General features: G+C 63.5%; 14 protein-coding genes and 2 pseudogenes. 6 read left to right on the top strand and 10 right to left on the bottom strand.

Annotated elements, in window-relative coordinates; genetic code table 11:
• Window positions 1–37 precede the first annotated feature (37 nt).
• Complete coding sequence (locus LRA87_RS05345) at window positions 38–1,525, top strand: glycoside hydrolase (protein ID WP_230629853.1); 1,488 nt, start codon at window positions 38–40, stop codon at window positions 1,523–1,525.
• Window positions 1,526–1,546: 21 nt separating this feature from the next.
• Here the strand turns inward: LRA87_RS05345 and LRA87_RS05340 are convergent, their stop codons facing one another.
• Genes LRA87_RS05340 through LRA87_RS05330 form a run of 3 tightly spaced genes read right to left on the bottom strand, consistent with a single transcriptional unit; the run spans window position 1,547 to window position 5,355 of the window.
• A complete protein-coding gene (locus LRA87_RS05340; protein ID WP_230629852.1) occupies window positions 1,547–2,908 on the bottom strand; it encodes a family 43 glycosylhydrolase in 1,362 nt (453 codons plus the stop codon).
• On the bottom strand, window positions 2,905–4,512 hold the full coding sequence (locus LRA87_RS05335; protein WP_230629850.1) for a DUF5597 domain-containing protein: 1,608 nt from the start codon (window positions 4,510–4,512) through the stop codon (window positions 2,905–2,907). Before LRA87_RS05335 ends, LRA87_RS05340 begins: the two co-directional genes overlap by 4 nt.
• Window positions 4,513–4,572: 60 nt before the next feature.
• Window positions 4,573–5,355, bottom strand: coding sequence for a FadR/GntR family transcriptional regulator (locus LRA87_RS05330; protein WP_230629848.1), 783 nt, complete (start codon window positions 5,353–5,355; stop codon window positions 4,573–4,575).
• Window positions 5,356–5,467: 112 nt separating this feature from the next.
• Between LRA87_RS05330 and LRA87_RS05325 the strand changes: the two genes are divergently transcribed.
• The 3 genes from LRA87_RS05325 to LRA87_RS05315 all read left to right on the top strand — a co-directional run bounded on the left by LRA87_RS05325 (window position 5,468) and on the right by LRA87_RS05315 (window position 10,704).
• Window positions 5,468–8,299: a TonB-dependent receptor gene (locus tag LRA87_RS05325; RefSeq protein ID WP_230629846.1), complete on the top strand. Its 2,832-nt coding sequence runs from the start codon at window positions 5,468–5,470 to the stop codon at window positions 8,297–8,299.
• Between the two features lie 153 nt (window positions 8,300–8,452).
• A complete protein-coding gene (locus LRA87_RS05320) occupies window positions 8,453–9,190 on the top strand; it encodes a DUF6445 family protein (protein WP_230629844.1) in 738 nt (245 codons plus the stop codon).
• Window positions 9,187–10,704 carry a tryptophan halogenase family protein gene (locus tag LRA87_RS05315; protein WP_230629842.1) on the top strand — a complete coding sequence of 506 codons (1,518 nt, stop codon included), beginning with the start codon at window positions 9,187–9,189 and terminating at the stop codon, window positions 10,702–10,704. Before LRA87_RS05320 ends, LRA87_RS05315 begins: the two co-directional genes overlap by 4 nt.
• 122 nt (window positions 10,705–10,826) lie before the next feature.
• Here LRA87_RS05315 and LRA87_RS05310 read toward each other — a convergent pair whose 3' ends face one another.
• Together LRA87_RS05310 and LRA87_RS05305 are read right to left on the bottom strand one after the other, a co-directional pair.
• Window positions 10,827–13,175 carry a glycoside hydrolase family 127 protein gene (locus LRA87_RS05310; RefSeq protein WP_230629840.1) on the bottom strand — a complete coding sequence of 783 codons (2,349 nt, stop codon included), beginning with the start codon at window positions 13,173–13,175 and terminating at the stop codon, window positions 10,827–10,829.
• A 79-nt stretch (window positions 13,176–13,254) separates the two neighbouring features.
• The gene (locus LRA87_RS05305) at window positions 13,255–13,548 is read right to left on the bottom strand and encodes a hypothetical protein (RefSeq protein WP_329958583.1); all 294 of its coding nucleotides are present in this window, start codon (window positions 13,546–13,548) and stop codon (window positions 13,255–13,257) included.
• A 598-nt stretch (window positions 13,549–14,146) separates the two neighbouring features.
• On the opposite strand from LRA87_RS05305, the pseudogene LRA87_RS18445 reads away from it, so the two are divergent.
• Window positions 14,147–14,697 (top strand): annotated as a pseudogene (locus LRA87_RS18445) (FadR/GntR family transcriptional regulator).
• A gap of 503 nt (window positions 14,698–15,200) precedes the next feature.
• Here the strand turns inward: LRA87_RS18445 and LRA87_RS05295 are convergent.
• From LRA87_RS05295 to LRA87_RS05280, 4 genes are all read right to left on the bottom strand, one after another.
• Window positions 15,201–17,417 (bottom strand): TonB-dependent receptor domain-containing protein, encoded by a 2,217-nt coding sequence (locus LRA87_RS05295; RefSeq protein WP_230629838.1) that lies wholly within the window; start codon window positions 17,415–17,417, stop codon window positions 15,201–15,203.
• A gap of 305 nt (window positions 17,418–17,722) precedes the next feature.
• Entirely contained in the window at window positions 17,723–18,592 is an 870-nt protein-coding gene (locus LRA87_RS05290) for a hypothetical protein (protein WP_230629836.1), read from the bottom strand.
• A 236-nt stretch (window positions 18,593–18,828) separates the two neighbouring features.
• Window positions 18,829–19,125: a putative quinol monooxygenase gene (locus LRA87_RS05285; RefSeq protein WP_230629834.1), complete on the bottom strand. Its 297-nt coding sequence runs from the start codon at window positions 19,123–19,125 to the stop codon at window positions 18,829–18,831.
• A 71-nt stretch (window positions 19,126–19,196) separates the two neighbouring features.
• Window positions 19,197–19,997 carry a type 1 glutamine amidotransferase domain-containing protein gene (locus LRA87_RS05280; RefSeq protein WP_230629832.1) on the bottom strand — a complete coding sequence of 267 codons (801 nt, stop codon included), beginning with the start codon at window positions 19,995–19,997 and terminating at the stop codon, window positions 19,197–19,199.
• Between the two features lie 117 nt (window positions 19,998–20,114).
• Between LRA87_RS05280 and LRA87_RS05275 the strand changes: the two genes are divergently transcribed.
• Window positions 20,115–21,032, top strand: a complete 918-nt coding sequence (locus LRA87_RS05275; protein ID WP_230629830.1) for a LysR substrate-binding domain-containing protein — start codon at window positions 20,115–20,117, stop codon at window positions 21,030–21,032.
• Window positions 21,033–21,420: 388 nt separating this feature from the next.
• On the opposite strand, the pseudogene LRA87_RS18485 reads toward LRA87_RS05275, so the two are convergent.
• A pseudogene (locus LRA87_RS18485) lies at window positions 21,421–21,509 on the bottom strand (integrase core domain-containing protein); the annotation flags it as partial.

Raw genomic sequence — 21,509 nt, 5'->3', positions numbered from 1 at the left:
ACGCGATCGGAATGGCCGTATCGGGGGAGCGAGAACGATGTTGCAATCGACGATGCTGGCCGCTGCGCTGTTGACGACCGGAACGGCACCGTCGTCCACGCTCGCAACGCCCGTTACGGTGACGCTGCGGCCCGCCATCGATCGCCCCTCGACGGAGTTCGAGGGATGGGGCACTGCCCTTGCCTGGTTCGCCAACGTTACCGGCGACTGGCCGCTGGCGGAGCGCGACCGGCTGGCCGATCTGTTCTATACCGACCGCGGGCTCGGCTGGACGATCGCGCGTTACAATATCGGCGGCGGCAATGCGGGCGGTATCAAGCCGTACTTGCGCCCCGGCGGCGCCGTTCCCGGCTTCTGGCGGCTGCCGTCCGGCACGACGGGTGAGGACTGGCGAGCCGACGCGCCCGCGATGTGGGACTGGTCGCAGGATGCGACGCAACGCTGGTGGCTCGATGCGATCCGCGACCGGGTGCCGACTGCGATCTTCGAGGCCTTCTCCAATTCGCCACCCTGGTTCATGACGATATCCGGCCGCGTGTCGGGCGCTGAACGGGGCGACGACGACAATCTGCGGCCGGGCGAGGAAGGGCGCTTCGCCACCTATCTGGCGCGCAGCGTCGACGAATTGCAACGACGCCACCGAATTACCTTCCGCACGCTGTCGCCGGTCAACGAGCCCAACACGAACTATTGGTTCGCCGCCAACAAGCAGGAAGGTGCGCACTGGAGCCCGGCACTACAGGCCACGATGATCGACGCCGCCGACGCCGCGTTGAAGGCGCGCAGGCTTTCGACCGTCATCGCTGCGCCGGACGAAACCAGTTCCCACCTGTTCCTGACCGATATCGCCGCCTACCCGCCGACGACCATGGCCCGGATCGGCCAGCTCAACGTCCACAGTTATGGCAACATCCATCAGACGGGCGTGCGCGATGCCGCGCGGGCTGCGGGTATCCGGCTATGGATGAGCGAGGACGACACCCCGCTCGACGGAGACCCCGAAGATTTCGATGCTATGCCTTCGGCGCTGGCCTTTGCCGAACACATCGTGCTCGACCTCAAGCGACTGGAACCCGCGGCCTGGGTGTTCTGGCAAGCGATCGAGGATATGTCGGCGCGCAAGGATGCCACGGGAAAAATCGGACCCGGATCGAACTGGGGCCTCGTGAAGACCGATCTGACCGCATCCGCAAAGGGGCCACATGCGATCTACATCACCCGTAAATATTGGGCGATGGCGCAGTTCAGCCGCTATATCCGCCCCGGTTACCGACTGGTCCCGGTCGACGACCTCGACACAGCGGGTGCGCTGTCGCCCGATGGACGGACATTGGCGCTGGTGCACGTCAATGGCGGCATCACCCCCCGTTGGCTGGTCGTTCCCACCGGCTGGCATCCGCAAATGGTGTTGACCGACCAGACGCACGATGCGCGCTGCGTCAGCGGGACGACCGCGCCTCCAAGATCGGTGGTCACCATCGTCCTGACCCGCGGACCTGCGAGACCCGCCTGCCCCGCCGGCTGACCGGTCGCGCCCGCATCGCTCTCAATCGATCGACCATTCCCAAAAGCCATTCCCGCCGTGTGCGGTCGTCAGTCGCAGATACCGTGCTCGCAGCGGATGCAGTAACGTGATTGGCGATCCCGACAGCACCGCGACCGGCACCGCGGCGCGCCAGACCTTGCCATCAGTCGACGCCTCGATCCCCAGTTCATAGGATCGCGTTGCATATTCCGGCCGCAAACGGCTACCCCGCACTGCGCGCACCGATCCCAGATCGGCCACCAGCATGGCCCGCCCCTCCCCGCCGCCTCGCCAAAGCGTCGCGTAATTGTCGTCTGCAGCGCGAGCGGGGGCATAGACGGGATCTCCCGTGCTTCCGAACGCCTGCCAGCGCAGCCCGCGCAGCCGCGCCCGGCCAAACCCGCCGACCACGCTGCCATGTGTCGGCACTACCCGGGCCAGCGTGCCATCCGCTCCGATCGCAAGTCGATCGATCGCCACCTGTCGCAATACGTCGTCGCCGCCACGCGGCCACGGCAGCGCCTGCCGATGATACAGGATGTAGTTCTGTGTGCCGCTGCGGAGAACGGCGTGATGACCGGGACTGACGATGTCACGCACGGCGTCGGTGCTCAGGATCGGGCTGTTGGCCGCTTCTTCGAACGGCCCGAAGGGGGTGTCGCCGATCGCATAACGAACTGTGTAGGTATCCTTGGTGGTGTTGCCGTCGCTGTAGGTCAGCGCGTAACGCTTGCCCGCCTTTACCATGAACGGCGCCTCGAAATAATGCGCCGGTGTGATGTCACGGGGCGGGCCGTCGAACGTCACCATGTCGGGGTTCAGGCGGACGGCGAAGCAGTGGCCGTTGACCCAGTTGAGCCCTGATCCCCAGTACAGATACGCCTGCCCGTCGCTGTCGATGAACGCCTCGGCATCAATCATATGATACGCAGGCGCGAAGTCCTTTGCGATCAGTGGCTTGCCACCATTGGCGTCGGCCCAAGGCCCGGCCGGCGATGCCGCGCTGCCGACCCATACCTCGCTGCCGACCGAGACGTACATATACCAGCGTCCGTTCGCCGCCCTGACTACCGATGGTGCCCATACCTTCGAATCGCCCGAGGTCGGGCTGGTCGCCGCCGCCTTGGTCGGCCAGTCCGGTTGCGAAAAACGCCAGTCGCGGCCATTATCCGACACCCACATGCCCAATCGATCGTCGCCCCACGGATCGATCGTCGCGAAGACGTACCAGCGTCCGCCATCGCGGACGATGGACGGATCGGCGAAATAGCCCGGTAATAAGGGATTGCCAGAACCGGCAGCATTCCAGCGCACCGGCGCATCCGCTGCGGTCAGAGCGACCGGTGCGGTGAGCAGCATCGCAAATGCGACCCGCGCCGTCATGGGTTCACCTGCACGGTCACCATCAGCGAACGACCCGTCGCCGGCAGGATCAGGCCGAATGCGGTTTCGTCGCCATTGACCAGTCGGTCGCGCACCCAGCGGCCGCCCTCGAAATGCCCTTCCCCCACGGACACGAGCTGGACGCTGCCTGCCCTGCCCAACCGGGTCGCGAACCTGAGGTTGGCACTCACGCCGGTGAGCAGGAAGCGATCGGCTGCGGCGCGTGCAACGATTACCCTGCCGGATAGGTCGCCATTGCCCTGCCCCCGCGGTCCGCCATAGCCATCGCGCACATCGCCGAAGCGGGCGACGAGATCCACGTCGCCGAAAACGAGCGGCACGTTCGCCATGCCATCCTCCTCCACCGCGACGCGCACCTGTCCGGCATCACGCAACGGCACCAGAAACGGTACCGCTTCACGCAAGAGGCGATAGTCGAGGGCGATCGGCTCCTCGATCTGCTTGCCATCCTTGATGCCGAAACCGGTATCGATACCGAACTTTCCGATGCCGACTGCATATGGCTGCGCCAGCGTCCAGAAAGCATGGCGTGCGTGGGCCATGCTGCCCCCCGTCTCTGGCACGAACAGCGGATTGCCCGACACGTCGTAGGCGCGCGCGATCTCCATATAAGGCGCGGCGTTTGTGTCGTAATTGTCGACGCCGACGACATCGATCGCCGGGGCCAACGCGCGCCACTGCGGCAACAGCCACGATACCGCTCCGCCCGACGGCGAGCTGTCCCCCGGGCGCAACAGCCCTGGCTGCTCGCGCGGCCAGACGTTTGCATAAAGGGGAAGATCGTAGGCACGCTTCCCCGCCGCGGCGACCGCACCGATATAACGCGCGGTGTGATAGGCCATGAACGCCTCGGGCGCTCGCTCACCATAGCTGGCGGTCCAGTCACCGGGCCTTGCACCCGGCATGTCGGGCGGCACGGCCGCCCGGAACAGAGCCTCCGCGGCGGGCGCGTAGTCGCGATCGGCGCCCAGCGTGCCCGCCTCGTTCTCGACCTGCACCATGATGACGGTTCTTTGCCGCCTGTCTACGACCTTCAGATGCACCATAAGCGCGGCAAAAGCGCGTGCGTCGGCCTCGCGCCCTGCGACGCTGATCGGCGAGATCACTTCGATCGGCCGACCTTCGGCATTCACCACCCGCGGGAAGCGGACTGTATCGCGCTTCACCCAGGCGGGCGTATAGCTCATATTGGCGTTCTTCCAGGTGCCGAACCACAGCAGCACCAGCCGAACCTGCTGCAAGCGTGCCTCGGCAATCAGTCCGTCAACCGCAGACCAGTCGAACCGCCCCTCCACCGGCTCGATCGATTCCCAGCCGATCGGCGCCATGACGGTATTGGCCTGACTGCGACGGATCGCCGGTGCCAGCCGGCGCATTTCGGCAGGGAAACCGCTCGAATTGTTGAGCTGAATACCCAGTAGCAGAAACGGCTGGCCGTCCACGCGCAATGCCCGCTTGTCGCCTTTGATCGACACGAACCGGCTGTCCTGTGCCCCGACCGACGCCGCCGATGCCGTCAGCGCAAGCGCCAGCGTGATGCGCCGCAACCTGCCGCTGCGAATGCCACAAACCATACCGGACATAAAATCTCGCATGGCGATGCACCGATCCATATAATGATCTAAAAAGTTATATGTAGGACATTATAGGCGCGTCTCGTGCCGTCGAGTCGGGTTACCGTCAGCCAGCGTAATCTCGGTATCGCGGCGCGCCTGATCGATCAGACTGGTCGCCGCCGCGCGCGCGCCGGCACTGTCAGACCGGGCTACCGCCTCGAACAGATCCTGATGTTGGGGGATCGGATCGGGATAAACGATGCTCGAACGGTGCTTGAAAAACGTGGTCCACCGCACGGCGGACGAGATGCTGACGGCCAGGCTACCAAGCAGTTCGTTGTGCGTCGCTTCGAGCAGAATGGCATGGAATTGCTCATCTGCCTCCTGCCCTTCGCTGTTATCCAGGCCATGCCGGGTCATCAATTCAAGCGCATAGCCCATGCGGGAGAGTTGCCGCATCGTGCGATGTTCCGCCGAAAGAGCGGCAGCCGCAGGCTCTATAATCAGCCGGAGTTCGAACAAATCCCTCACGAAGGCGAGCGGCGGCGCACCTTCGAACATCCAGCCAAGCATTTCGGCATCCAGCAGATTCCAGTCGGCACGCGCTCGTACGCGCGTACCCGTTTTTCGACGGCTCTCGATAAGCCCCTTCGCGATCAGCATGCGCAACGCTTCGCGGATTACATTCCGCGCCACCCCGAACCGGTCCGCGAGATCGAACTCTCCCTGAATTGTCGCACCCGGAAGATACTCGCCGGTAACGATGGCGACCCCCAGCGTGCGTGCAATGGTCACATGCGCCGGCCGCAGCCCGTCACGTTTTGCCAACCTCTTCAAACCCTTCCCTGGGGTGTGCGTGATATCCGCCACACCCTCGCGGAATCATGGGTCGATAGCCACGCTTTTTATTTGTCCGGCATAACCGACTTGGGTATATGTCGGACATTACACGGCACTGATGTCGGTAGTAGGGGAGAGGAATATGAAGGGTCATTACGGCCGGCTGTTCGCCGGCGCATCCTTGGTCGCGCTGGTCAGCGCAGGACACGTGCAGGCGCAAACACAGCCAAGCACCACCGTCGCGCAGACCGCCGATCAGGCCGCGGCCGATCCGGCGAGCGATCAGGACATTGTCGTCACCGGCGTCCGTGCGAGCCTCGGCACCGCTCAGGCGATCAAGCGCAATTCCAACCAGATCGTCGACTCGATCAGCGCGCAGGACATTGGCAAGCTTCCCGACGTCAACACGACGGAAGCCCTGCAGCGCGTCACCGGTGTGCAGATCCAGCGCCGCTATGGCGAAGGCGCAACCGACTTCGATCACCGCACCTCGCCCGCAATCGCGGTTCGCGGCTTGACGCAGACGCAGAACCTGCTGGACGGCCGCGCGGTCTATTCCGCGTCCGGCGGTCGCTCGTTCGATTTGGAAGGCATTCCGCCCGAATTGCTGTCGGGTATCGACGTCTATAAAAATGCGCCTGCCGAAATCATCGAAGGCGGCGTCGGCGGTGCGGTCAATCTGCGGACCCGCAAGCCGTTCGACACGGCAGGCCAGGTCATTTCGATGACGGCACGCGGCAACTATTACGATCGTGTCGACAAATACGGTGGCTCGATCTCGGGCCTTTACAGCAACCGTTACGACACCGGCATGGGCGAGATCGGCCTGCTGCTGAATGCCGTATATTCCAAGAGCCAGTATCGTCAGGACGGCCTGCTCGCCGGTCCGTTCGGCAATGCGCAGCCCGGCACGATCACCGGTGCGCCAGCCAGTGCCAAGATTCCCTATGGCTTTGAAATCTATGACGACACTGGTGATCGCAAGCGTCTGGGCGTCGCTGCCGCATTGCAGTGGCAGGCCAATCCGGATGTGCTGGTCACCGCGCAATATCAGGGAACCAAATACTGGTTCAATCGCACGGGCGCCTATTTTTACGACGCCAACAGCATATCCGACACGTTCGTCAACGGCGTGCAGACCGTTTACGCGGCCAAGGCAGCTCCCGGTGCCGCCTTCACCTTCAACAAGGAAGGTTACGCGACCAGCGGTACGATCTCGCCGCAAACCTTCGAAACCGGTCGGTTCGATCAGGAACTGTGGAGCGCGAGCCAGAACCTCACATTCAACGTCGGCTGGCAGGCTACGCCGAATGCAAAGGCCAATTTCGACGTCCAGTATCTGAAGTCCTACTATAATGCCGACCGCAACGGCCATGTGCTGTCGCTGTACACAACGAGTGGCCAGACCGTGTTGACCTCGCCGCATACCACCGGCGTCACCTTCGACCTGCGCGGCAAATATCCGCGCTGGGACGTCGCCAACCCGTCGTTGCTCAACAATCCGGCGAACTACACGACCCCGTTCATCGCGGATTCGCTACAGCGCAATGACGCCGATACGCTCGCGCTCGCCTACGACATCGAATATGACATCGAGGGCGGGTTCCTCCAGAAGCTGCGCGGCGGCGCCCGTTATGCGGACAATACCATCGACTTGCGCGGCACCTGGAACGGCGTCTGCGTCACCGCGATCGGCCCGGATGGCAGCTGTTCGGCACCTGCCGGCACGCCGCTGATCCCGCTCGGCCGCAACCCGCAGCTCGCGATGCGGGGTCCGTCGTCCAACTGGTTCGATGGTAACACCGTGAAGGGCGGTCTGCTTTATCCGGCATTCCCGGCAGGCGACGGCGTTTGGGAGCAGACAAAGGCGCTTTATGCGCTGCTCGGCGCACGGACCAAGGACGCGTTCACGCCGGGCGATCTCAACAATCAAACGGAAAAGACCTACACCTCCTGGGCAGTCGCCGATTATGCGTTCGATGCGGGCGGCATTCGCATCGATGGTGGAGCAGGCGTTCGCATCATCAAGACCAGCACGACGTCCGCCGGTTCGGCGTTCGCCACGGTCGTGACCAACGGCGTGACCAGCACGGTCGTCACCCCGTTCCAGGCCACTAACAGTTATACCAAGGCCCTTCCGAGCGTGAACCTTCGCGCCCGTCTGACCGACCAGTTCCAGATGCGCTTCGCCTATTCGAAAGGTCTGGCGCGGGCGAATTTCGATCAGCTGTCGACCAACCTGACGCTCAACAATCCGAACCAGCTCGATCAGCAGGGCCGCGCGAGTGCCAGCGCGGGCAATCCGCGGCTCGATCCGATCACGTCGAACAACTTCGACGTGACCGCAGAATGGTATTTCGCGAGAGCGGGGTCACTGACCGGGGGCCTGTTCTACAAGAAGGTCGATGGCTTCCTGGCGCCGGGCTTCTATGAGCAGACGTTCCAGGGCCGCCGTTATCTCGTGAGCACACAGATCAATGCCGGCAAGGGCACGGTTAAGGGCGCGGAAGTCGCATACCAACAGTTCTTCGATTTCCTGCCGGGCTTGCTGAGCGGTTTCGGTGTTCAGGCGAACTACACATACGTCGACTCGAGCGTCTCGAACCCGACCGGGGTGGCGAATTCGAACCTGCCCCCACAATTGCCGCTCGAGAAGCTGTCGAAGCATAGCTACAATCTGATCGGTCTGTACGAGAAAGGTCCGGTCACGGCCCGCCTCGCGTGGAGCTGGCGTTCGAGTTACCTGGATACGACGACGGGCAGCGGCGCCAATGGATTTGCGCAATATGCCAAACCCTATGCCTCGCTCGATGCATCGCTCAGCGTAAACCTGAACGATCATATCGCCGTGTCGGCGGATGTGGTGAACCTCAACAACCGGATGAACGCTACGTACATCCAGACCGAGGCCCAGCCGCTTCAGTATCAGCTCAACGATCGTCGGTTCGGCCTGTCGTTGCGCGCAACCTACTGATCTGCTCCTCCTGTCCTGGCGCGATCTTCCGATCGCGCCAGTTTTTTAGCTCCGGTCGCCGTTTCCGAACGATGACCGAATATGACTGCCCGTTGCCGATGCCGGCGGCGGGCGTCACAATCCTGCCCCGTCTGTACCGCGTGGATGAACTCGATGCCGATCGTGACCCCGCATACCAATCAAGATCGACGCTGGTTCGCCGAGCCCGGCGCAACGCGCTTGCTGCATGTCGGCGAAGAGGGGGAACCCGTCGTCGTCATCGACGGCGCCAGCGGCATCCCCGATGCGCTGGTCGATGCGGCAGCGAACACGTCGTTTACGGACGCCGCACGCGCAGGCAGCGGCTATCCTGGCCTGCTCGGGCCTGCTCCCGTCGCGTATATCGAAGCGATGATCCGCTTCGTGCTGCCGCTGATCGCCGCGCATTTCACCGCTGTTCCGGTCGTTCCCGCCCGCGCCCGTGGCAATTTCTCGCTGGTGACCATCCCACCCGAGGCGCTCAGCCCCGACCAGTGCGTGCCCCATGTCGACACCGTCGACCGGCTACAATTCGCGACCGTGCATTTCCTGTCGCCCGACGATGCGGACGGCACCGGCTTCTTCCGCCATTCGGCCACCGGGTACGAGACGATTGATGCCGATCGCCTGCCCTCCTATCGCGCTGCGCTGGACCGCGAGATGATCGATCATCCGCCGTCCGGTTACCGGACCGGTTCCGACGCGCAGTTCGAGCGCATCGGCGCGGTCGAGGCTCGCTACGACCGGCTCGTGCTATACCGTGCGGCGCTGCTCCATTCGGGTCTGGTGTCGCATTTGCCCGTTACCGCCGCCGATCCGCGCCGCGGACGACTGACCGGCAATTTGTTCCTGCAATGCAAGGCGATGTCATGACCCACGCGAAAGACGACGGCCCGGTTCGCCGCATCGCGATCATCGGCGGTGGCACCGCAGGCTGGATGGCGGCTGCCGCGCTCTCCCGCGTGCTCGGCCCCCATGGACCCGCGATCACGCTCGTCGAATCCGAAGAGATCGGCACCGTCGGCGTCGGCGAGGCGACCATCCCGCCGATTCAGGCATTCAACGGCCTGCTCGGCATCGACGAGGACGACTTCGTCCGCGCGACCGGCGGCACGTTCAAGCTGGGAATCGAATTCGTCGACTGGCGCCACCTCGGCCACCGCTATTTCCATCCGTTCGGCGTCTACGGCGTCGATCCCGGTGCGGTGCCGTTCGAGGCAATGTGGCGGCGCTTGCGCGCGGAGGGCGCGGCCGGTCCACTATCGGACTATTCGATCTGCGCGACGGCGGCGGCGGCGGGGCGGTTCATGCGGCCCCAGCCCGGCAACACGCCGCTTGCGCATATCGGCTATGCCTTCCACTTCGACGCGACGCTCTACGCGCGCTTCCTGCGCACGCGCGCCGAAGCCACAGGCGTCGTCCGCCGCGAAGGCCGCGTGGTCGATGTCTCACTCCGTAGCACCGACGGCTTCATCGATGCGGTTACGCTGGCGGATGGCGGCAGGATCGAGGCGGACCTGTTCGTCGACTGTTCGGGTTTCCGTTCGCTGCTGCTCGGCGACGCACTCGGTGCGGACTTTCAGGACTGGTCGTCATGGCTGCCCAACGATCGCGCGGTCGCGGTGCCGAGTGCCGTTACCGGACCGCCGCCGCCCTATACCCGTGCGACCGCACATGCCGCCGGGTGGCAGTGGCGCATCCCGCTGCAGCATCGCGTCGGCAACGGCTATGTCTTCGCCGCGGATCACGTCTCCGAAGACGAGGCGACCGCGACCTTGCTCGCCAATATCGAGGGGGAAGCGCTCGCCGAACCCCGCACGCTGCGCTTTCGCGCCGGGCGGCGTTCGGCATTGTGGGTGCGCAATTGCGTTGCGCTGGGCCTGTCCGGCGGCTTCCTCGAACCGCTCGAATCGACCAGCATCCACCTGATCCAGACCGGCATCGCCCGGTTGCTCGAGATGCTGCCGACCCGCGCGTTCGAACCGGCCGACACCCGTCGATACAACCGGCTGATGACGACCGAATTCGACAGCATCCGCGATTTCATCATCCTCCACTTCCACGCCACGGGCCGCCGCGACACCGCCTATTGGCGCCATCTCGCCGATATGCCGATCCCCGATACGCTGGCGGAGCGGATCGCGATCTATAACCGCACGGGGCGTGTGTTCCGCGAAACCGACGAGCTGTTCACCAAGACGAGCTGGCTGGCAGTGATGGACGGCCAGGGGCTGCTCGCATCGAGCTATGATCCGATAGGCGCGGCGCTACCCCTGGCCGAGGCACGCGCCGCGCTCGACCGTATCGGTCAAGTCACCGCCGCCGCCGCCCGCCACATGCCGTCACATCAGGATTTCATCGACCGCCATTCCCGTGCCGGGAAGTAGCGCCGATGTTCGGGCGATGACCCTTGTGGCCATCGCCTGATTTGCGTTTCGCAGGCTTTCTTGCGCAGGTTATCGGGAGGGCACGAACGACGACGGGCCCACTGCCTCTCGCCCGGGCCGGCTCACGTTACCGACACCAATCCATTCGGCGCCGATAGCATCCGAATCTCGTAGACTACCGCATCCTCCTTTTGCGCCGCGACCGTGACCTCCACATTCGGCGACCCCTGCGCTCCGCTGGAAGGGACGATATAATCGACCGAAACCAGGTTACCGGTCGCGTCACCGGCGGGACGCCCCTTACCCAGCGTCTGGCCGTCGACGGTGATGGCCATTTCGCGACCGGCATCCCCGGCGGCCACCAGTAAACGCAATATTGCCGGCCCCGGACGCCGGGCCAATATCATCCGCATCGATTCCCCGGGGCGAAGCCGCCTCGCCGCGCGGCCGCTCCAGTTGACGATTTCACTATGTGCCGCACTGAAACCGTGATCGCGCTCCGGCTGCATTTCACCGAGATGCACGACATCTACCGTCCGCCGTGCGAGCGTACGAGCCGCTTGCTGTGCGGCCACGTAATCGGTCCTGGCCCGCGTCCACCCCTCCGGCGTGAACGTCGGGATGTAAACCGCGGCACGACGGTCATATTGCGAAAAGAACGGCCTGAAGATCAGCTTTTCGTCCAGTGCACCGATCGCACGGAACGCGCCGTCGACGTCTGACGGCGTGAGCACCGCCGTGGCGGCGGCAGCGGTGACCAGCGCCGGCCCGACGCCATCATATTGCTCGGCCGCGGCACCCAGATCCGCCGCCAGTACCAGCGGCCCGTGAGTGAATGCCACCACGGACGGATCACCGGGCAGCGGCTCCGCCTTCAATGTCATCGGCAACGTGACGAGCAGGGCGTCGCCAGCTTTCCAGGGCCGGTCGATCACCGCATAGCCGTTGCGCACCTTCGGTGTGATCGCTTCACCGTTGAGGGTTATCACCGGGTTCTGTGCCCATCCGGGCAAACGAACGGCGAGCTCCTGCGATTTCGCGGGCGCCCGGCGGAAGGTGAGGGTCGCGGTGCCACTGGAAGGCATCTTCGTGTCCAGCGTGATGCCCAGCTCACGCTCGGGCCAATCCAGTTCGGACGGAATGAAGAGGTTGACGTAGAGGGTCGCAGCGTCACTCCACCAGATCGAGTCCGCGTGCTTGGCGTGGCTCTCAATACCCGAGCCGACGCAACACCAGAAGCTGTCCTCCGCGCTGGAGAAAACGCGCCGCGCACCCGGTGCCAACGGCATGAAATAGACGAACCGGCCTGTTTCCGGATGCTGATGCGCCATGATGTGGTTCAGTTGAACGCGTTCGTAATAGTCGAACCAGCTCGCATCCGGTTGCCAGCCGTACAGGTAGCGCGTCAGCTTCATCATGTTGTAGCTGTTGCACGCCTCGCATGTGGCCTCGGTGACCCGGGCGGACAGCATGTCGGGCTGTCCGAAGTGCTCGCGTTCCGAATTGCCGCCGATGACGTAGCTGTGATGGTGTGCGACCCGATCGTGAAAGAAACGTGCCGCTGTCGCATGTGCGGGTTTTCCGGTCAGCTCGTGCAGGCGGGCAAGCCCGATGACCTTCGGAATCTGGGTGTTGGCGTGAAGACCGGAAAGCCGGTCCTGCTGCACTGTCAGCGGATCGAGCACCGCCTTGTGACGGATTTTCTCGGCCATACGGAGCCATCGCCGGTCGCCGGTCAGCGCATAGGTTTCCGCATAGGTTTCGTTCAGACCGCCATGCTCGGCCGCCAGTACACGTTGCATCTGCTCGTCGGTCAGCGGTTCGAGGACGCTCGCCAGATACCCTGCGATCCCCAGCATGATCGGCATGGCCCGCGGATTGTTGGCAAGTATGTGGGCATCGAGCAGGCCGGCGTGGACCTTATGCCATGTATAGAGCGGCACCCAACCGCCGTTCAGGTCAAACCCGCCGGAGCGGATATCACCGCGCCGCAACTCATCGAAAACGATCTTGCCGTCCACGACCTTGCCATCGCGCTCGACGGTGGTGCCGCCGCAATAGCCATCGCCGTGCGTGGTCTGGATTCGCGCCATCTCCGCCAGCGCATGATCGAGCCGCGCAGACAACTGCCGGTCGCCGGTGTTGGCGATGACGAGTGCGCATGCCGACAGCCAGTGACCCATCATGTGGCCTGCGATCCCCATCGCCTCCCAGCCGCCATACACCGGCTTGGGCGCGGGCAACCCGGCGGAGACGTAGAAGTTATGCAACAGGCGTTCGGGATCGAGTTCGAGCAAGTAGCGACGATTGGCCTCGAACGCGTCGGCGAAAAGGGACGGTTTCAACCGGACGAAGCGTGCCGGCACCGGCTTCACGCTCTGGCGGACCTGCCCGGCAAACGCCGCGCCGCCGATCGGCATGATGGCGACCGCGCTGACGCCGGCTAGCAGGAAACGACGGGATACGAGCATGAAGATGTCTCCTGGACAATTCGATGACACGGCGTGCGACCGTGACGGGTAACAGCAGCCGTCACGACCGTCCGGCCCGTTAGAACCGGAAGCGAACACCGGCCGACAAAAGGCTCGCCTCCCACCGCACGTCACGCGGGTAACGCGAGTCCTTGACGTAGCTATGATAGGGCGTGCGCAACAGGTTGGTGGCGTCCACCGTCAGCGTGATGTTATCGTTGAGGTTGTAGCTCGCGGAAAGATCAAGCCTGCCTACCTTGTCCGAATAGACGGTAGTGAACACGCCGGGGCCACCGAAGGTATCGACGTTGGCGCCACGATAATTGTATGCCACGCGGATGCTCGTCGGCCCGAGCTCGTAAAGGCCGATCATGTCGAAACTGTACTTCGACACTCCGGGCAGCGTGTTGCGGCACGATGGAAGATTGGTTGCGGCCGGGACGATCTGCTCGCCGTCGATATAGGTAACATTGGCTTCGCCAACCCCCTGTCATTCCAGGTACTCGGATTCCATTGTCTGATTGCCCTCAAGCGGATGCGCCCGAAAGTACGCCTGACGCCAATCCGCAAGGCAATGCTGCTTTCACAAGATTAATCCTTCCCCAACCGTCGACTTTGTAAGCCATGGGCAGACATCATAATACAATGTTAGAATAAAATATATCAAGCTAATAGTTTAAGCGTCACAGGTCTAAATTTGTAGATTATTAACAGTGGGATAGATCATTTCATAATTCGTTTCATTTCCTTGAATACGCCGTTCTTCAGTCGGTTCGTCGGCGATAGTTCGCCGCGGTAGTGAATCGTTCTCGTCCGACAACAGGATATTGTTGGAGCCAGGAATTGCGCTCGACCGCAGGGCCAGAAGTCTTTGCCCACGGGGCGCCGCCTCAGGGGCTCGGCGAGGCGATCATCTCGGGTGAGTATATTCCGGGAAAATACTGCCGACGGATTTGACGGCGTCAGAGAGGATGGGCGTCTATCGGGAAGCTGTGCAGGCCCTGATCGCCAAGGGCCTTGTCGAGAGCCGGACGAAGACGGGTGCCCGCGTACTGCCACGACATAGATGGAACATGCTCGACCCGGACGTGCTGGAGTGGGCCTTCGCGGATACGCCCGATATGCAACTGCTGCGCAGCCTCTTCGAACTTCGGTCTGCTATCGAACCTTATGCCGCCCGGCTGGCCGCGAAGCGACGGGATGACGACGACCTGCGGACGATGCACGACGCGCTGGAAATGATGGCTGACGAGACATTGGCGACCAGAGCCGGACAGGCGATCGACCGGGCCATTCACGCCGCATCATCTTCGCCACCCGGAATGACGCGCCAACCTCGCTCAGCTCAGGCATCACCGCGGGAGTGGAATGGACGACCCGACTGAGACAGCGTGACCGCGCCCTGCCGCGCGACCCCATTCCCGATCATCGTCGTGTCTATGACGCGATCCACGCTGGCGACCCCGATGAAGCGGCGGCGGCAATGAGTTCGCTGGTCACCCTGGCGCTCGACGATATTTAATTCCGATTGGGCGAGGCGCTCGTGTAATTCGCCGCGTCGTACAACCTCCGGTGTCGTGCCCGTCCGTGTGCGGAAGGCGTACAGGCAAGAATGGGCACACCGAAGCCGGGAAAAAGCGGTTCAGTCGGAGCAGCATCGCCCGTTCATGGATTGCCGGGCAAGCGCCTCGCACGTCGCGTTCAACGGTGCCGGCAGTCCGTGCTCTCCGCTTCGATGCGCCGCCGGAACGTGCGCGTGCCGGCGCCCAGTGTCCGGCGGTCGCATCCATGTTGACCACGCCGCCACGCAGGGTCTCCGGCAACGCAGGCTGAAGCAGGTCTACGGGGCGCACTCGGCATCGCCGAGTTGCAGCGCCTGAAGCTGCTTGCGGAAGAGGACCGCCAGCTCAGACAGCTGGTCGCTGGACCTGTGCCCGATACCCGCGTCCTGTCCCTGGCAAACGAAGACAGGAGCGCGGCGGAACCGAGCAAGATCGAGGAACCTGACTATGATATCTCCGTCGATCAGAACTGGTGGCGCATGCCGAGGACGACATTGCGGCCACGCAGCGGCGACTGATTCTTGACGAACGACGTGTGTGCAAACGCAAGCTGGTTGGTCAGGTTGGTTCCGCGGACATAGAACTCCACGCTTCTGCCCAATCCCGTATCGAAACGATAGGCAAACGTAGCGTTGAGATTGTCGTATCCTGCGGTCCGCGTTTCGGACGAGGCGAAGCGGATCTGTGCGAACGTCCGGCTATAATCGACATCGGCCGTAATCGGACCTTCGGCTAGTGCATAGCGCACACCCAGGCGTCCGGGTGGAAGACGCGGAAGGTTGTCGTTCGTGCTTTTCAGATCGGCGTCGACATAATCGCCATACACCGTCACTTGCGATCGTGCATCCAGCCGGTAGCTGATCTGTCCGTCGACCCCCAGAAAACGCACATCCGCCGGCGTGTACGCCAGCAGGATCGCTCCGGGTTCCGAACTCAGGAATCGCGCAAAGATGTAGTTGTCGATATTCTTGTAGTACAGGCCAACGTCAAACTCGATCGTTCCGCCCTTCTTGCCAAAGTTCGCGTCGATCGACTTTGCAGTTTCGAGGATGTTTGAAACAGGTCGCGGAAGGTCCCTGAGGAATTCCGTTCGCGCGAGCCCGATCTCATAGCTGCTCGTCGCCAGATTGTTATTCTTCGCATAGAGTTCACGCACGCCGGGAGCGCGCTGTGATCGCCCAAGCGATACTCCAGCGAAAAATCCATCCGACATATTGGCTGTCGCACTGAGCGACACTGACAACGGCGACACGTCGGATTCAGGAAAATTTAGTTCAAAGGATCTGGCAAATACCGCTTTCGCCTTAGTCAACTCTTCAGGAGTGAGTTCTGCTATGAAGGAAGCGGGCAGCAGTTCCTCATACGGCCTGTGTACGACATTGATCGTTCTCCAGTCCTTCCGCGCGGCAATCGCAAAATCCACGATGCCTATCGACCTTCGCTCGGTCAGGAATACGCCGAGGTCGTCAGTTCTGAATTTCTCCTGATTGTCGCGGATGTTGGGGCGGCTGCTACCAATGCCGCCGAACAATCCACTGGTGTACTGGACGCCTAACGTACCGGTAAAGCCCAGCACGGGTTGATGCGTCGCCTCCACGCGCCCGTCATAAACCTTGTTCGTGTAGATCGCGAAAACGAGCCGCCCGTCGAGTTCGCGATGTGCATAGTCGGTGTAGGAAAAGCGCATGCGAAGATGATCCAGCCCGGGAACGAGGCTGTCATAGTCGCCGCGAATGTCGACGCGATCGCTGCGCAGGTCGATGGTGGCCGGTAGCGTATCGTCGAGCCCCCTGAACGGATGGGTGATCGAGCCGTGGATCGCGCAATGGAGCCTGATGGCGTGGGTGTGGCACGCCCCGTTGGCATGGCTGTGTCCCGGCAAGCCATAACTGTTCGTCTGGCGAGTGTAGGCTGCTCCCAGATATCCCTTTGACGTGATCCACGAGGCCCCGGCACTGTAGCTTGCACTGTCCGCAAAGGAATCGCGGAGCTTGTCGCTGCCGTAGGCGTCGGGAACGTCATAGTCCTCGCTGGATCTGCTCGAACCCTCGACATGCACGGCGAACGCGCCGACGCCTGCGGTGACCCGGCCCATCACGGTCTTCTCCTGATCCCCGGTGCCGTGACGGACCTCTGTCGCGCCGCTCAGGCCGCCGGCGGGGATCGACTTTGGCACCTTGCCGTCGATGAGATTGATCGCGCCATTCATCGCGTTACCGCCGTAGCGGACGGCGGCCGGGCCGCGCTGTATCTCGATCGCGTCGAGCAGCAGTGGATCAGTAGCGATCGCGTGATCGGGCGATACGGATGCAGCATCGAAGACGTTCGCGCCATCGCTCAGAATTTCGATCCGGGGCAGCGTTTGGCCACGGATAACGGGTCGTGAAGCGCCTCCGCCGAAATTATCGAGGTGGATACCGGGCAGTCCCGCCAGCGTTTCGCCAAGTCCGCCCTGGCGGCGGTGCGCGAGTTCGTCGCCTGCGAGCACGGTGATCGGAAGCGCCACCTGACCATCGTCGGCGAGCGAGCGCCCGGTCACGACGATGTCGCCGGCGCGGGGCGTTACCGCCTTTCCATCCGCCGCTATCGATGGCCCCTGTGCCACCAGCGACGACCACGGAAGGATGCATGTTCCGGCGAAAAGTACCGCTCGCACATGCCTCATATTCGATACGGTCATTGTTGATGCCCTGCATTTAACGGGCCATTCCGTAATGTGATAACATAACATATGTCAATTGTATCAGGCGCTGTTTGACTGACATAGCTCCGGACGCCGCCGGACAGCTTTCCACTAAAATCTCGCCGCACGTACGGCGGCAACTGCCGGGTTGGTTCTCTCGTGAGGGGCAGCGATGGGTGGTCGCCCGTGATCGAGCGCTCGCTTCAAGCGCCCGATCACCATGAGACCGAAGCCGTGGAACATCGCCGTCGTGACCACGAGGTCGGTCGACCGCGCCGGTTCGATCGGCAGAGACAATGCGCCTAGAACCGACGTGGCTGGTCGTGACCAATCGTGTCGCAACGTCCGCGGAAGCCGTAGTTGGACGAGCCCTGCACGGTTATCCGCCCACTGCGGCGATCGATGACGATCCTCGGCTTATTCAGTCCATTCAGCCGATAGGTCGCGCGTATCTCATCAGGGCCGACCGAGACGTTCGATAGGTCCCACCACCCATTGTTCCCCCGCGAATTGATCGGCGGGATCAGCGACTTCGGCAGTCTGATCCGGCCGCCGCCATCCCAGGTCTGCACCATCAGCGAGGCATCGAACATCTCAGGCCGAGACTCCGTGTAGCTGCCATACTCGTAGCGATCTCGCCTCGGGTTCCAGGTCCACGTCGTGCCGGTTGCGACGCCGTCGTGCGTTCCGTCTCCGAAGCAGACCAAGCCGAGGCCGACAGGTCTGCCGCCAACGACTATTCCCGGACCACTCGGGAGCGTGGAAGGACGTTCACCCTCAGGTTGGTCTGGCGGACGTGGATAGCTTGGTTCGGGCACATAGCCTGGCCGAGGCCGGACGCCGGCATCGGGGCGTGGCCGCATGCTTGCGGGCTGACGGCAGTCGGGCGCGGTGGTGGGCGTGATCGAATCAAAGCGCCCGTTCATCGTTGCGATCGTCACGCACTGGCGACGAGCTGCGTTCCACCAGTTGGTGTAGCTGCGATCGTCACTCTTCGAACCACCGGTGTTGACGTAGCCGCGGCGCTGCAGTTCACCCTCGGACTGGCCCGCGCGGGCACCTACCATGTCGTCCAACCCCGTCGATTGCGCGCCGGCGCTCTTTGGCAAGGCAGTCGAGAATAGAAGCGTGGCGACGATGGCCATCGCACTTGCCACATTGCGCATCGTCATTCTCCCAGGTCGTCGACGGTAATTCAGGACATCATAGACGCTTACGGCTGTGGAACGGCCGCGTCCATGACGGTAAGCGGCTCGCCTGCGCTGGTATCGACCGGCGATTGCGTGATCAGGATCGTCGTACCTGACCGTAGAGCCCGCTCGCCGCCGTCACCAACGGCGCCGCCATCCGCGCCGAAGGCGGCATCGTCCCGACGATCGCCTGACGGCAGACCTGGGGCGGTTCGGCGTCAGGCGACGGTGACGGGATCGACGACGACGGCGGTCCGCTCCGCGAGCTCAGCGATCAGCGAAGCGTAATGCTGGAAATGCGGACTTTCGCGGTGCGCGGCGACAGCATCGGCATCGTGGTACAATTCGTCGAGCACGAAGCGGTCGGCATTCGCCCGGTCCTGCCACAGGTCGTAGCGCAGATTGCCGGCCTCGGCGCGGCTCGGCGCGATCATGCCATCCAGCAGTGCGCGCAGCGCCGTGGCTTTACCGGGATGGGCGGAGAGGATCGCGACGATCTTGACGTTGGCAGGCATGGCAATGGTCCTCGAACCGGGGGAAGATGCGGCGGAGCGCGGTCGCAGTGCTCCGCCGGTCATGCGCGTGCTCACGCGGTCGCGAGCGAACGATCCAGCGCGTCGATCAGCGCTGCGGCAAGCTGATGGTCGGATGCAGGGTTCTGGCCGGTGATCAACTCGCGGTCGACAACGACGTTGGGGGCGAAGTCGGTGTCGGAGACGGACACCTCACCACCGGCGAGCCGCAGCGCTGCCGGCATGTCGAACTCAAGCGTCCCCTTCAGCAGATGCTCCTCGGCGACGCGCTCCTCGCTCGCGGAGAATACCGTCATGCGATAGCCGGCGTAGACCCAGCCGCGGCCCAGCGCCGTCGCTCCGGCCGTGTCGCCCGCCACCAACGCGGCCCGGTATGCCGCCGCCTCGGGCAGCGCCGCCAGCACGGCGACCGGACCGTGACACAGCAGGGCGGTCGGCTTCCCGACCTGATGAAAGTGACGCAGGATCGTGCCGGCATCGGTATCCTGCATCAGGTCGACGACCGGCGCATGGCCACCCGGCACGAACACACCCGCGAACCGGTCGAGCCCGCCCTCGATCACCGCGCGCAGGGTCTGCACGTCGTTCATCGTCGCATCGTCGGCGAAGAAGCGGCGGGCATGATCGTACGCGGATCGGTCGCCGCCGAAGTGGCTGGCATCGTCGGACACCGCGTCGATGTGCGGCTTGGTGCCGTCGGGCGTGGCGAGCACGACATCGTAGCCGGCATCGATCAGCGCCATCGCGGGCACCGTCGTCTCGTTGAGATACTGGCCGATCGACGCGCTGCCGCCGCCCCGTAGAGTGATCTGCGTCGCGTTGGACCCGAGGATGAGTATGGTCGCCTTGGTCATGGAAGCCTTCCGTTGCCATGCGCCGCAGTCGCTGCGGCAGGAGCAAGATGGCGGCTGACGACATATTCCAGAAGTTTATTATCTTGATCCCGGATATATCGTCTTCAGTATGACTGCATGCGCTACGACCTCAACCTCCTGCCGATCTTCGTCGCCCTGCTGGAGGAGCGCAGCGTCACGCGCGCGGCGGAACGCCTGGGGATGACGCAGCCGGCGTTGTCGAATGCGCTCGCGCGATTGCGCCTGATGCTCGGCGACCAGCTGTTCATCCGGGAACGCTATGGCATCCTGCCGACGCCCGTCGCTCTGGCGATCGCGCCGACGATCGCCGAGGCGCTTTCGCGGCTCGACGATGCGGTGCTGGGCCAGCAGGCGTTCGATCCCGCTACCACCGAGCGGCTGCTGACCATCGCCCCCAACGGCTACGTCGAATTCGTGCTGGTGCCGGCGATCGTTGCCCGACTGCAACGGGTCGCGCCCGGCATCCGGCTGCGCCTGACGCCCTATGGCAACGACCTCTCCGAAACGGGCGTCGTCTCCGGCACCACCGCGCTCGTCCTTGGCCGGATCATCGATCCGCCGGACAACCTCGTCGTCCAGCATGTGATGGACGAAGGCCTCGCTTGCGTAGTTCGCGCCGATCACCCGACTGTCGACGACACGATCACGCGCGAGCAGTTCGAGACGCTGAAGCACGTCAACATCGTGCCGCCCGGCCGCATGCGCGCCGGCCTGTTCCAGGCGCTCGCGCAGCAAGAGTTGAAGCGCGACGTCGCGATCTCCGTCACCAACTTCTTTGCGGTGGCGGAGATGATTGCGGTGACGGATTACTGCGCGACACTGCCCGATCTCATCTGCCGCCGCCTCCGACACGACCCGCGTCTGAAGGTTCTCGCTGCGCCGGTCGATCTGGGCACTTTTCCGGTCGAGATGGCCTGGCACGTTCGCTACCGCCACGATCCGGCACATCGTTGGCTGAGAGAGCTGATCGGCGAAGTCATTGTCGAGCTATCACGCGAGCATGGACGGCAATAATGTCGAATGGCTTGGTGCTCGAGAGCGGCTTCTGAACGCTCACCGGCTTGAGGCCTTCTCTCTCAAGATTGCGGCCTGTGCGGCCCTCCGCGTCGAACTGCATCGTCGGGATCGGTCGCTCGACGATCACCGACCGTCTTCTCGAGGATGCTCCGGTCGCGGCCATGCCAGGCACGCGGCGCGTGCTCGAGGGTGGTGACGACGGCGCACGCGTGTCGAGCACCGGTCCCTGCCCTGCCCGAGTGCGCCACCTTTGCCCTGTCGCGCGACGGCAGGAATGACGGCAGGGCCATGGGGTAGTCCGGCAGTGGTGCCGGGCGGTCCCCGTGAAGATACCCCCGAAAGCAAACTGTTGTTGCCCCCTAAAGGCCTGACGGGGCCTCGCGGGTTTGCGCGATGTACGATAGCCCAGAGCGCGATGCGGATGCACCTCGTTGTAGTGGGCGAGCCAGCCTGGCAGCTGCGCGATGACGGTCT

The sequence above is a fragment of the Sphingomonas sp. Leaf37 genome (assembly GCF_920939475.1).
GTDB lineage: Bacteria > Pseudomonadota > Alphaproteobacteria > Sphingomonadales > Sphingomonadaceae > Sphingomonas.
This window is presented reverse-complemented; position numbering and strand designations above follow the sequence as displayed.